The sequence below is a fragment of the Kitasatospora sp. NPDC059577 genome, assembly GCF_042735475.1.
Lineage (GTDB): Bacteria > Actinomycetota > Actinomycetes > Streptomycetales > Streptomycetaceae > Kitasatospora.
On the sequence record NZ_JBHWBZ010000008.1, the window covers coordinates 24107 to 36484 of the forward strand.

The window sequence follows — 12378 nt, forward strand, 5'->3', positions numbered from 1 at the left end:
TGCCCTCCGGGGCGGCCTGCCGGGCCGCGGCCCATCGCCACCGTCCGTCGTCCGCGAGGAGACGGCGGCGGCGGGCGACCGGAACCGAGGAGAACACCCGTGGCTCGCCACATCTACGCCTGCCCGCTGCGCTGGTCCGACATGGACGCCTTCGGGCACGTCAACAACGTGGTCTTCCTGCGTTACCTGGAGGAGGCCCGGATCGACTTCATGTTCACCCAGGCCGCCGCGGCCGGCGCCGGGGAGTTCGCGGGCGGTTCGGTGGTGGCGCGCCACGAGATCGACTACAAGCGCCCGCTGGTGCACCGGCCGGAGCCGGTCACCGTCGAGACCTGGGTGACGAAGATCGGTGGCGCCGCGCTGACCGTCTCGTACGAGGTCAAGGACGTCGCGGAGGACGGCACCGAGACCGTGTACGTCCGGGCGTCCACCGTGGTCGTGCCCTACGACCTGGCCGAGGGCCGGCCGCGCCGGATCTCGCCCGTGGAGCGGGAGTTCCTCGGCCGTTTCATGGAGGAGCCCGCCGAGGCGAGGACCGCCGCGGTGCCCGCCGCGGCGAAGGCCGCCGTGCCCGCTGCCGCGAAGGCCGCCGCCGTGCCCGCCGCCGTCTGACCGCCGCCGACCGACCGCCACGTGATGATTCGAGCTGAGCTGCGTTGACCGTCACCGCCCGCCTCGCCCTGACCGACGCCGGGGAGGCCGCCGACCTCTCCGCCTTCCTGCTGCGCCTGCTGCGCTTCGACAAGGCGGCCGCGGTGCGCCTGCAGGCGGTGGGGCCGGGCGGCGGGGACGGTGTGCTGGCGGTCTTCGGGCGGCTGCCGCTGGGCGGTTCGGGCGCGCTGGCGATCCGGACCGCGCGGCTGGGCGGCCTCGACGAGGCGGTGGACCTGACCGTCTCGGCGGGCCGACTGCTGGACGGCGTGGACGACGAGGCGGGCAGCGTCGCGCTGCCCGCGCCGGTGACCGGCCCGGCCTGGGCCGGACTGCTGCCGCCGCGCACCGGCTGGCGGCCGGCCGGGGCCCCGCCGGTGGCCGAGGTGTACCCGGAACTCATGGCCGGGGTGCGGGAGTTCCGCGAGCGCAGCGAGGCCGTGCCGGTGCACCACCGGACCCGTGCGGTGCTGGACGCGCTGGCCGACGAGATCTGGTCCCGGCCGGTGTCCGTGCTGCCGGAGCTGCCGCTGCGGGCGGTGCACGCCGCGCACGTGATGGGCTTCCTGAAGCCCGGTGTGCCGCTCTCCGTGCACCGGGCGGGGGGCTGGCTGCGGCTGAGCGCCCCGGCGGGCTCGGTGGCGGTGCGCACCGTGGCCGCGCCGGGCGCGGGGCTGGGGCTCAGCCCGGTCGGGTAGCACGTCCGGTCCGACAGCACGCCCGATCGGCCGACGCGGCCGGGGCCGGCAGGATCCGCGGACGGCAGGATCCAGGGCCGACAGGATCCAGGGCCGGCACGATCCGGGGCCGGTGCGGCCCGGGAGGGCCGCCGCTCCGCTCAGCCCTCGGTGTTGATCATCGAGGCGGCGGCGTACGTCAGGTAGTCCAGCAACTGCCGCTCGTGGTCGGCCTCCAGCTCCAGACCCGCGACGGCTGCCCGCATGTGCTTCAGCCAGGCGTCGTGGGCCGCGCGGTCGACCTTGAACGGCGCGTGCCGCATCCGCAGCCGGGGGTGGCCCCGCCGGTCGCTGTAGGTGCGCGGGCCGCCCCAGTACTGCATCAGGAACAGCGCCATGCGCTCCTCGGCCGGGCCGAGGTCGTCCTCGGGGTACATCGGCCGCAGCAGTTCGTCCTCGGCGATGCCCTCGTAGAACAGGTGGGCCAGACGTCGGAAGGTCGGCTCACCGCCGACCTGGTCGAAGAAGGTCTCCTCGCTCAACGTGCCCCGCCGGATCTCTCTCACCCGACCATGGTCGCAGACGCCGACGGGGTCGTACACCAGGACCAAGGGCGCGGGTCCGGAGGCGTACGACCCCGTCGGGATCGACCGTCGGTGCGGGACCGTCAGACGTCCTCCCACTTGAACAGCTTCCAGGCGACCCCGGTCAGCGCCGCCGCGAAGAGCAGCAGGCCGCCCATGGTCGGCAGGGCGTCCATGACGCCGCCGCCGCGGGTCAGCACCGTCTGGGCGGACTCGACCAGGTAGTGCAGCGGCATGACCTTGGAGACGGTCTGCAGCCAGCCCGGGGCGCCGTCCAGCGGGAAGAACGAGCCGGACAGGAAGGACATCGGCAGCACGATGACCTGGGAGATGCCGTTGGCTGCCTCCTCGGTCTTGGCGACCGAGCCGGCCAGCAGGCCGATCGACATGAAGGCGAGCGTCGCGCAGGCCACCAGCGGGATGATCAGCCACCAGTTGCCGGTGAGCTTGAGCCCGAAGAAGCTCGTGGCGACGACCAGGAAGACGGCGCTCTGCAGGAGCGCGGTCAGCAGCGAGACCACGACCCGGGAGCTGATGACCGTGCCCGCGCTGATCGGGGCCAGCCGCAGTCGGCGCAGCACCTTGGTCTTGCGCCAGTTGACCAGCGTCAGCGCGGCGCCGAACACCGCGCCGGTGGCGACGGCCCAGCCGAGCAGGCCGGGGGTGAGGAACTGGATCGGCTTGAGCGACTTGTCCTCGACCTGCTGGGCGTCCAGCACGTAGGCCGGCGGCTGGCCGGTGGCCGCCTGGTTGGCGCTCTGGACCACCGAGTCGAGGATGCCCCGGAGCGCGCCGGCGCGGACCGTGTCGGCGGCGCTGTAGCGCAGCTCGACCTTGCCGTCCGGGCCCTGCGTGATCATCGCGTCGAAGTCGCCCTTGCGGACCTTCTCCAGCGTGGCCGCCTCGTCGTCGGCCCTGGTGATGGTGAGGACCTCGTTCAGCCCGGACCGGGCGTCGCCCTGCATCGAGTCGAACAGCTTCACCGCGCCGACCTGGGCCACCTTGGCGTGCGGGCTGCCGGCGCCCTTGGTCACGGTGCCGAAGAAGACCAGGAACACCAGCGGGAAGAGCAGGATGAAGAAGGTCGCGGTGCGGTCGCGCTTCATGCCGAGCAGCATCGCGCGGGACAGGCTCCAGAACGCGCTGACCCGCTCCCGCTCGCCGGTGGCGCCGGCCGGACCGCCCCGCTGGGCGGGGACCTTCGGCTCGGTGGGGGTGGTGGCGGTCATGCGCGGAACTCCCGTCCGGTCAGCTGGAGGAAGACGTCCTCCAGGGTGGCGCCGCGCACTTCGAGGCCGCGCAGCGCGTTCTGCTCGGCCAGGACGCTGAGCACCGGGCCCGGAAGGCGGGTGGAGACGGAGAGCGAGACGGTGTCGTCCTCCAGGGTGGCGATGTCGGCGCCGCCCGCGGTCAGCAGCTCGCGGGCCCGGTCGACCGGCAGCTGGCCGGAGGCCACGCTGATCCGGACGGTGTCGTCGATCTCGCGGATCAGCGCCGCCGGGGCGCCGGTGTGCAGGATCTTCCCGTGGTCCATGATCGAGACCCGGTCGCAGAGCACCTCGGCCTCGTCCAGGTAGTGCGTGGTCAGCACGACCGTGCGGCCCTCGGCGTTGATGTCGCGCAGGAGGTCCCAGAGGTTGCGCCGGGCCTGCGGGTCCAGACCGGTGGTGGGCTCGTCCAGGAAGACGAGCTCGGGGTCGTGGGCGAGCGCGCAGGCGATCGACAGGCGCTGGGCCTGGCCGCCGGACATCTGGTCGGTCAGGGTCTCGGACTTGTCGGCGAGACCGACCCGCTCCAGCATCGCGTCGGCCCGCTTGGGGCCGACCCCGTAGAACGACGCGAAGGTGCGGATGGTCTCCCGGGCCGTCAGTTTCCGGAAGAAAGCGGAAGCTTGGAACTGCACGCCGATTCGCGGCAGCAGCTTCGGATTGCGCGGCCAGGGAGCCATCCCCAGCAGCTCGACCCGGCCCTCGTCCGGTTGACGGACGCCTTCCAGGATCTCCATGGTCGTGGTCTTCCCGGCGCCGTTGGGGCCCAGGATCCCGTAGAACTCGCCGGCCTCGACGGTGAGGGACACCCCGTCGACGGCCTGCACATCCCCGTACCGCTGACGGATGCCGTCGGCGGATATAGCTGCAGTCATGTGCCCTGAGAATAGGGGTTCCGGGGCGTCCTGTGCACACCGTGGACCGGGATTTGGGGATCCTTTGAGGAATCGGGAAGAAAGGCCGGGCCGGGCGAAATGTTGAATTCCGCCCGGCCCGGCCGGAGTTGTCGCTGACGCGCACTCAGGGATGTGTCAGGCGCGGTGCACCGTGATGGTCGTCCAGGCGCCGATGTGGATCCGGTCACCGTCGTTCAGCGGCACCGCGGTGTGCGGGGCGACCGGCTCCGCGCCGCCGTTCATGGTGGTGCCGTTGGTCGAGTCCTGGTCCACCAGCACCCAGCTGCCGTCCGCCTGCTCGGCGAGCAGCGCGTGCTGGTGCGAGGCGCCCGGGTCCTCCGGGGGGACGGACAGGTCGATCTCCGGCACGGTGCCCCGGTGCTGGCTGCGCCGGCCGATCCGCAGCTGGCCGCGGCCGGTCAGCGGGATACGGCGCTCGGGGCAGTACGGCGGGAAGAACAGGCCGGCCGCCTCGGGGCCGCTGCGGGCCATCATGTCGGTGAAGTAGTCCCGGTCGGCCGCGACCACGGCGATCCAGGTGGTCCGCACCGGCTCGGCCGGGGCGGCCTCGTGCTGGGGGTGCTGCGGCTGCGGCGGGGCGAGGTGGAAGGACGTGCCGAAGTCGCCGCCGCGGTTGTTCGGGCCGGGGCCGGCCGGCTGGGCGTACACCGGGCCGGAGTCCTCGCGGACCGGGGCCTCGGGGAACGCGGCCTCCGGCGCCGTCCCCTGCTGCCCGCCGACGGGCGGGTAGCCGTAGGTGTGCGGCTGCGCCGGGGCCTGCGACTGCTGCGGGACGGGCGGGGCGACGGCCTGCCGGCCGGGGGCCTGCTCGTGCGACGCCTGCTCGTGCGGCGCCTGGCCGTACGGGGACTGCGGCTGCTGCGGGGCGCCGCCGTACGCCGCCGGGATGTTCAGCGGGGGCGGCTGGGCCGGGCCGGGCGCGGGCGCGCCGGCGGCCGGGGCCTGGCGGTGCGAGGGCGTGGAGAGCTCGTAGTCGTAGCCGCACTCCTCGCAGAACCGGCCGGTCTGCGGGCTGCGGCAGATCGGGCAGACGGTCAGGCCCTCGGTGAGGCCCTGCGCCGCCGCGTGGCCGGCGGGCGGGTAGGCCCCGGGCGGCGGGTAGGCGCCGGGGGGAGGGTAGGCGCCCGGCGGGGGCGTCGGGCCCGCGGGCGGGAAGGGCGCGGGCGGCGGCGGGGGCACGGCCCCGGGCGGCGCGGTCGGGGGAACCGGCGGCGGGCCGTAGGGCGCACCGCCGTGCTCCGGGTGCCCGGCGGGTGCGCCGGGTGCGGGTCCGGTGCCGGGCGCACCCGGGTAGCCCCCGTGGGCGCCCGGGGCCGGGGCCGGCGGGGTCATCGGGAAGCCGCAGAAGTCGCACCAGTCCTCGGCCTGCGACTCGTGGCCCCTCGGGCAGATCGGCATCAGGTCCCCCTCGTTTCGGGCCGGCTCGGTGCGGCGCCGCGCCGGGGTGCCGGCCCGGTCACGTCTTCAGCGGTCACTTCTTCACACGTACCGTCTTGGTGGACCGGGTCTCGAGGGTCATCGAGTCGGCCTCGCTCACGTTCTTACGGAACCGAACCGTACCCTCCTTCGGGTCCACCACGTCCACCACCTTCTGCAGCAGCTTGAACGTGCCTTCGTTCCCGGTCGCGTGCGCGATCCGGACGGCGGCGCCCAGCTTGGCGGTGGCGCGGTCGACGTCGCCGGCGCGGTGGGCCTCCAGGCCCTCCTGGATGGAGGAGGCGAGCTCGGCCTGCCCGGTGTAGTGGGCGACCTGCGGGCTGATCCGGGTGGAGGACGCCAGGTCGTCGGTCCAGACCGCCTTGACCAGGCCCTGGCTGAGCACCTCGGGGGTGCCGCTGCCGACCTGCGGGGGCAGCACCAGGCTGATCCGGGCGGCGAGCATCTCGCTGCCGACCACGGCGGCCGGGACCTGCACGCAGACGTGGTAGTCGCGGCTCTCGTCGCCCCAGGAGCCGGTGGGGTAGTCGCCGGCCCGGGGCCCGGCCTCGGTTCGGCGGGCGGTCAGGTCCTCGACGGCGGGGGCGACCTGCTTGACGAACTTCACGGTGGCGTTGGCCGGGGTCCAGATCCGCAGCGCGACGTCGGCGACCTGCTTGCCCATCGCGCCGGCCATCATCGAGCGGAAGTCCTCGGCGAGGCCGGAGGGCTCGGCGACGATGTCGACGGTGCCGAGCAGCGCCGAGGAGATCGTGCGCAGTTCGTCGATCCGCCAGTCGGTGCCCACGCCTCGGCAGTCGGCGGTGAAGTGGCCGCTGACCCGTTCGACGGTGCGGGCCAGGTCCTCCGCCGACTCGTGCTCGTTGTTGCCGTCGGTGAGCAGGATGGTGTGCCGGATGGCGATGTCGCGGCGGGTCAGGAAGAGCTTGTCGGCCTTGGCCAGCCAGGTGCCCATCGCGGTGCCGCCGGCCGCGGTGAGGCGGCGCAGCGACTCCTTGGCCTGCTCGCGGGTGGCGGCGGAGGCGGTGGCGAGGGTGCCGTCGCCGGGGTAGATGTCGCGGGCCTCGTGGGTGCCGGCGACCACCGCGAAGGCGGTGCCGTCGCGCAGCGCGTCGATGGCGGCGGCGGTGGCCTCCCGGGCGCCGTTGATCTTGCTCTTGGGGTAGTCCATCGACCCCGAGCAGTCCACCAGGACCACCACGGCGGTGGCCGCCTCGGCCCCGGCCGGTCCGGCGTCGGCGATCCCGAGCGGGCGGCCGCCGGAGGTGCCTCCGCCGGTCGAGGTGACGGTGACGATGGCGTTGACCTCGCGGGCGCCGTCGGCCAGGTACTCGTTCTGGAAGATCTCCACGTCGAACCTGGGCAGGTTCGGCTTCGCCAGTGTTGCCATGGGGCGGTCGGCTCCCGTCGGGTGAGGGGGTGGATGCGATCAGGACGCGGGGCGGTCCGCCGGCCGGGCCGGCGGACCATGGCGCAGGGCCGGCGGCCGGACGGCGGGTCAGGCCGTCGGCGGGTGCGGCGGCAGCGGCGGGACGGGCGGCGGGACGGGCGGTGCGGCGGGCGGTGCCGGCGGGACCGCCGGCGGTGCGGGCGGTACCGGCGGTGCCGGGGGCAGCGGGGCGGCGGGGGAGCCGATCACCGGGATGTCCGGCAGGGTCGGGTCGTGGTCCTCGTCGTCCTCCGGGACCGGGCGCGCGGCCGGCCCCGGGCGCTCCAGCACCGGCAGGTCCAGCGCCGTGGGGGTCGGGTCGGCCTCCTCGACGGGCACGGCGGGCGGGTCGATCGGCAGCACCGCGACGGTGATGTTGTCGTGGCCGCCGGCGGCGACCGCGAACTTCACCAGGGTCTGGGCCGTCGCCAGCGGTTCGGCGCGGGCGTCCGGGCGCACGTAGTAGGCCAGGTCGGTGGCCGCCTCGGCGTAGTTCCACAGCCCGTCGGTGCAGATCAGCACCACGCCGGGGACGTGCGGGGTGAAGTCGAGGGTGTGCGGCACGACCTCCTCGGCGTCGGCGCCGAGCCAGCCGGTGATCGCGTGCGCGCGCGGGTCGGCGTAGGCCTCGGCCTCGCTCATCAGCCCGGCCTCGACCATCCGGGCCGCCCAGGAGTCGTCCTGGGTGAGCCGGAAGGGCTCGGCGGCGGCGCGGTCGTCCGGGATCCAGTACGCGCGGGTGTCGCCGACCCAGCCGATGGTGACCCGGCTGCCCACCGCTATCGCGCTGACGAAGGTGCAGGCGGGCGCGTTGAGGTCGGGCCGGGTGGGGCCGGCGCCGTCGGTCGCCAGGTCGGCGACGGCCTTGGCGGCGTCGGCGACGGCCGAACGCATCGCCTCGTTCGGGTCCCGGCCGGCCTCCAGCGAGGTCAGCAGCGACTCGGAGGCGGCGTCGACGGCGGTCGCCGAGGCCTCGTCCGGGCGGTCGGAGGAGGAGACGCCGTCGCACACCACGGCGACCACGACCGGTTCGCCGCCGGGCAGCGAGCTCGCGGCGACGGTGAAGCTGTCCTCGTTGCGGTGGTGGCGCACGCCGCGGTCGCTGACCCCGGCGACGCCCGCGAGCGCCTTCTCCATGTGGTCGCGCGGGCGCGGCTGGGCGCCGCCGCAGCCCTCGCAGTAGCCGTCCGCGGTGACCTGCGGCTGCCCGCAGTGCACGCAGACCGGTCCGCGTTGCTGCGGTACGGCCTCACCCCGGGCGGCGGCCCAGCCCGCGGGCATCGCGCCCGGGGCGGCCCGGCCGTCCCGACCGGCCCCGCAGGAGCCGCAGTAGGCGTCCTCACGGTCCATCGGCTCGGAACAGCTCGGGCACTCGGTCTGCTGCGGCATCGGCTACACCCACGTCCTGGGACGGGCACGGTTGGCCCGCTCCACCATCTCGATCCTGATCTCCGCCCGGTCGGCCAACCGGGCGAGTACCCGGTAGGACTGTTCCAGGGCGAAGCGCAGTTCCCGCTCCTGTGCGGGACGTCCCAGTACCACCAGGTCGGCGGTCGGCCCGGCCCCGGCCGACCCGGCGCCGATCCAGCCGAGGGCCGCGCCGAGCACCTCGACCGAGAGCTCCTCGCGGCGGCGGTCGTCCAGCCGCAGCGCGGTCAGCTGCGCGGAGCTCGCGCCGAGGTCACCGGCCAGTTCGTCGGTGGCGGGGCGCTCGCGCAGCCGGGCCCGGACGGCGGCGATCCGGGCGGCGGTGTACTGGCTGGAGGTGGCCGGGACGGACTCCAGGACGCGGACCGCGCCGGAGCGGTCGTCCTCGGCGAGCCGGACCCTCGCCAGCCCGAAGGCGGCGCTCAGGTAGGCCTGGTCGGTGGCCCACACCAGCCGGTAGAACTCGGCCGCGTCGCCGTCGTCGCCGAGCAGTTCGGCGCAGATGGCGAGGGCCAGCTTGGGCGCGGCCTCGCCGGGGAAGGCGTCGTAGACCGCGTCGAAGGCCTCGGCGCCGGCCCGCAGGGCCGTGTCCCGTCCGTCCGCCTCGGGGTGCTCGGGGTCCGCCGCCCGGGGCGGGCCGGCCGGTTCGTCGCCGCCCTGGTCCGGGCAGGCCCCGACCAGGGCGGTCAGGCCGCGGTACCAGACCACCCGCCAGTCGTCCGGGTGGTCCCGCTCCAGCTCGTCGAGGCGGGTCGCGGCGTCGCGGTGGCGGCCGAGTTCGAGCAGGGCGCGCAGTTCGCGCAGCCGGCTCTCCACCGAGACGACGGGCGCGCCCGCCAGGGCGACGAGCGCCTCCTCGGGGTCGGGGGAGAGCAGGGTGGCGAGGAAGCCGGCGTTGGGGTCGCTCGGGTCGACCCGGGGGATGGGCAGGGCGAGGGCGGCGCCGGCCGGGTCCAGGCCGGCCACCCGGAGCTGCCCGGCCTGTTCGGTGGGCAGCACCAACTCGGTGTCCACGACGCGCAGTTCGGGGCCGAAGAGGGTGGAGGGTGCCGGGTAGGGGCGGTCGTTCTGGAGGGCCAGGATCTCCCGCAGCACGCCGGTCAGCTGGTCGGCCATCTCCTCGGCGGAGGAGAAGCGGCGGGCCGGGTCCGGGTCGGTGGCGCGCACCAGCAGGCGGTAGTAGGACTCGTACCGGGCGAAGACCTCGACGTCCTCCGGCCCGGGCAGCGAGTCGCGGTGGATGCCGCTGTAGCCCTGGAAGTCGAAGGTGAGCACCGCGAGGGTGCGGGCCACGGTGTACAGGTCGGAGGCGGGGGAGGGGCCGTCGGTGGCGATCTCCGGGGCCTGGTAGCCGATGGTGCCGTAGATCGGGCCGTCGTCGTCGTGGCGGCGGACGGCGCCCATGTCGATGATCTTGAGCGTGTCGCCGCTCTGGATCGCGTTGTCGATCTTGAAGTCGCAGTACACCAGGCCCCGGCCGTGCAGGTAGCCCAGGGCGGGCAGCGCCTCCAGGGCGTACGCGATCGCCTGCTCGACCGGCAGCGGCTCGCGCCGGCCGTCCGGGGTGCGGCGGTCGTTGGCGATGTCCTTGAGCGACTTGCCGCCGACGTACTCCATGACGATGTAGCCGTCGGTGGCACCGGTGCGCAGGTCCGGGTGCTCGGCGAAGTTGATGATCCGGACGATGTTCGGGTGGTCCACCTCGGCCAGGAAACGCCGCTCGGCGACGGCCGCGGCCAGCGCGTCCTCGTCCCCGGTGTCCAGCAGGCCCTTGAGGACCACCCACTTGTCGTCGAGCCGCCGGTCCACCGCCAGGTAGATCCAGCCGAGCCCGCCGTGCGCCAGACAGCCCACCACCTCGTACTGCCCGCCGACCAGGTCCCCCCGGCGCAGCTTGGGCGTGAACGAGTACGGCGTGCCGCACTTGGTGCAGAAGCCGTCCGGGCGGCCCGGGCGGCCGTTCTTCTCCCGGCCCACCGGGGCCTCGCACTTGGAGCAGAACCGCTTGCGCTCGGGCACCTCGGGATTGTCCAGCACCGCCGCGGCCGGATCGGCCGTCTCGACGGTCGGCACGGTGACCAGGCCGGCGCCCAGCCGGTTGCGGGTGCCCGCGCTGCTGCTGCCCCGGGTGGAACGCACCGAGACCGAGCGGCTGCTGCCGGTGCGGGTCGAGCGGTGCGAGCGGGAACGGCCGGACATCGAGCGGGCCGAGCCGCTGCGGGTCGAGCGGACCGAGCCGCTGCGCCCGGAGGCCGCGGAGGAGACCCGGGCGGACGGGACGTAGGGCTGGGTGACGCCGGTGTCGGGGCCGGGCGGGGTGAGGCCGCACTCGTCGCAGTAGCCGTCCGCGTCGACGGTGCCGGAGCAGTCGCGCGGGCAGGCCGAGCCGGGGCCGACGGCACCGGCCCCCGCCGGCGCTCCCGTCGCCGGCCCGGCGGCTGCTCCCGTCGCCGGCCCGGCGGCTGTTCCTGCTGCCGTCCCCGCCGCGGACGCCCCGGCCGTCACGGTGGTCCCGCCCGCCGGGGCCAGCCCGCACTCGTCGCAGTAGCCGTCGGCGTCGATCCGGCCGCTGCCGGAACAGTCAGGCCGTACGCACGTCTCGCCCATCAACCTCAGCCCCCCTGAACCTGTCCGTCGACCGGCGCCTGGCCGGCCGCCTCCTGAGCCTGCGCGGCCTCGGTCTGGGCCGGCCGCAGGGACTGCTGGAACCGGGCCACCGCGGCGGCCGCCGCCCGCAGGTCGCACGGCGCGCTCCACAGCAGCCAGCGCGCCTTCTCGTACCGTTCGATCACTTCCGGGTCCTCGGAGACCCCCAGCCGGGCCGCCATCGCCTTGTAGGCGTCCAGCCGGCCGCGCAGCTCGGCGCGGACGGCCAGCGGCTGGGTCACCTCGGTGAGGGACTGCCGGGCCCGGCCCAGCTCCTTGGCGGCGGCGTCCTCCAGCGCGTCCAGCAGCGGCGCCAGCCGGCCCCACTGCCCGGCCTGGCGCAGGTCCAGCGCCGCGACGATCCGCTCGCGCAGCGCCGAGGCCGGGCCGGGCACCGCCGGGACGTCGCTGGCCGCTATCTTCGCCAGCACCTCGCCGCGCGCCCGGCGGGCCTCGGCCAGGGTGGCGTCGGCCCGCTGGAGCAGGTCGCCGACGCCCTGCAGCCGCTCCTCGGCCTCGTCGCGCAGCCGCAGCAGGTCCTCCAGCTCCAGCCGGACGCCGTCCAGCGCCCGCCCGGCCCGGTCGAACCGCTCGGTGTCGACCACCCCGGCGGGGCCGGCGAAGGCCGAACCCTCCGGGACCGTGCCGCGCTGGGCGGGCACCCGGGCCGGGCGCCACAGCGCCAGCGGGTCCCCGTGCACCTCGGTGCGCAGTTCGGTGAGGTCCTTCTCGATCGCCACCAGGTCGTCGGCCAGCGGGTGGCCCCCGGCCCGCACACCGAGCGACCCGGCCAGCGTCCGCACCCGGTGGAGCTCGGCCAGCAGCAGGTCGATCCGGGCCGGCAACGCGGACCAGACCGCGTCGGCGGCGCTGACCACCTCCAGCACGGTCGCGTACCAGGAGTTCATCCGGGTCATCAGCGCGTCCAGGCTGATCCGCTCGACCAGCTTGGCGGGCGCGCCGAGCAGGTGCGGACCGTCCGGCACCGCACCGCCCGGAACGGTCACCGCGTCACCGGTCAACAGCTCGCTCAGTTCGGCGAGTTCGGGTCCGCCGGGCTTGGCCTTGCGGGCCCGCACGGCGCGTGCCGAGGCCAACGCCTCGGAGTAGCGGTCGAACAGCGCCCAGAGCAGCGGCAGACCCTTCCCGGCGACCGACCAGCGCTCCAGGGTGCGCCCGGACAGCTCGGCGCCGTCCAGCAGCCGCAGGCCCGGGTGGTCCTGCAGGGCGAGCAGCGCCGACTCGACCGCGTCCCGCTCCGCGCCGAGGCGCGCCAGCGCGCGGTCCACCTCCTCCCGGCTCAGTACCGGGCCAGCCGATGCCGCCACCGCGGTGTCCTTC

The 12378-nt window shown here is 75.1% G+C and carries 10 protein-coding genes; 2 read left to right on the forward strand and 8 right to left on the reverse strand.

Going from position 1 to position 12378, the window contains the following annotated elements:
- The first annotated feature begins 99 nt into the window (after positions 1 to 99).
- Entirely contained in the window at positions 100 to 612 is a 513-nt protein-coding gene (locus ACFV0O_RS09880) for an acyl-CoA thioesterase (RefSeq protein ID WP_380338804.1), read from the forward strand.
- Between the two features lie 44 nt (positions 613 to 656).
- Complete coding sequence (locus ACFV0O_RS09885) at positions 657 to 1349, forward strand: hypothetical protein (RefSeq protein ID WP_380338806.1); 693 nt, start codon at positions 657 to 659, stop codon at positions 1347 to 1349.
- A gap of 140 nt (positions 1350 to 1489) precedes the next feature.
- Here the strand turns inward: ACFV0O_RS09885 and ACFV0O_RS09890 are convergent, their stop codons facing one another.
- From ACFV0O_RS09890 to ACFV0O_RS09925, 8 genes are all read right to left on the reverse strand, one after another.
- Positions 1490 to 1894: a globin gene (locus ACFV0O_RS09890; protein WP_380338808.1), complete on the reverse strand. Its 405-nt coding sequence runs from the start codon at positions 1892 to 1894 to the stop codon at positions 1490 to 1492.
- Positions 1895 to 1995: 101 nt separating this feature from the next.
- On the reverse strand, positions 1996 to 3141 hold the full coding sequence (locus ACFV0O_RS09895; RefSeq protein WP_380338810.1) for an ABC transporter permease: 1146 nt from the start codon (positions 3139 to 3141) through the stop codon (positions 1996 to 1998).
- Entirely contained in the window at positions 3138 to 4055 is a 918-nt protein-coding gene (locus ACFV0O_RS09900) for an ABC transporter ATP-binding protein (protein ID WP_380338813.1), read from the reverse strand. The genes ACFV0O_RS09895 and ACFV0O_RS09900 overlap by 4 nt, the downstream gene beginning before the upstream one ends.
- Positions 4056 to 4211: 156 nt before the next feature.
- Complete coding sequence (locus tag ACFV0O_RS09905; protein ID WP_380338816.1) at positions 4212 to 5495, reverse strand: FHA domain-containing protein; 1284 nt, start codon at positions 5493 to 5495, stop codon at positions 4212 to 4214.
- 73 nt (positions 5496 to 5568) lie between these two features.
- A complete protein-coding gene (locus ACFV0O_RS09910; protein ID WP_380338819.1) occupies positions 5569 to 6924 on the reverse strand; it encodes a VWA domain-containing protein in 1356 nt (451 codons plus the stop codon).
- A gap of 108 nt (positions 6925 to 7032) precedes the next feature.
- Positions 7033 to 8352, reverse strand: a complete 1320-nt coding sequence (locus tag ACFV0O_RS09915; protein ID WP_380338821.1) for a PP2C family protein-serine/threonine phosphatase — start codon at positions 8350 to 8352, stop codon at positions 7033 to 7035.
- Positions 8353 to 8355: 3 nt separating this feature from the next.
- Positions 8356 to 10998 carry a tetratricopeptide repeat protein gene (locus tag ACFV0O_RS09920; RefSeq protein ID WP_380338824.1) on the reverse strand — a complete coding sequence of 881 codons (2643 nt, stop codon included), beginning with the start codon at positions 10996 to 10998 and terminating at the stop codon, positions 8356 to 8358.
- 5 nt (positions 10999 to 11003) lie between these two features.
- On the reverse strand, positions 11004 to 12365 hold the full coding sequence (locus tag ACFV0O_RS09925) for a hypothetical protein (RefSeq protein ID WP_380338827.1): 1362 nt from the start codon (positions 12363 to 12365) through the stop codon (positions 11004 to 11006).
- Positions 12366 to 12378: the final 13 nt, after the last annotated feature.

Bases quoted from the DNA above. Each gene is read 5' to 3' on its own strand.
- ACFV0O_RS09895 (WP_380338810.1), bottom strand. From the start codon at position 3,141: ATGACCGCCACCACCCCCACCGAGCCGAAGGTCCCCGCCCAGCGGGGC.
- ACFV0O_RS09900 (WP_380338813.1), bottom strand. From the start codon at position 4,055: ATGACTGCAGCTATATCCGCCGACGGCATCCGTCAGCGGTACGGGGAT.
- ACFV0O_RS09905 (WP_380338816.1), bottom strand. From the start codon at position 5,495: ATGCCGATCTGCCCGAGGGGCCACGAGTCGCAGGCCGAGGACTGGTGC.
- ACFV0O_RS09910 (WP_380338819.1), bottom strand. From the start codon at position 6,924: ATGGCAACACTGGCGAAGCCGAACCTGCCCAGGTTCGACGTGGAGATC.
- ACFV0O_RS09915 (WP_380338821.1), bottom strand. From the start codon at position 8,352: ATGCCGCAGCAGACCGAGTGCCCGAGCTGTTCCGAGCCGATGGACCGT.
- ACFV0O_RS09920 (WP_380338824.1), bottom strand. From the start codon at position 10,998: ATGGGCGAGACGTGCGTACGGCCTGACTGTTCCGGCAGCGGCCGGATC.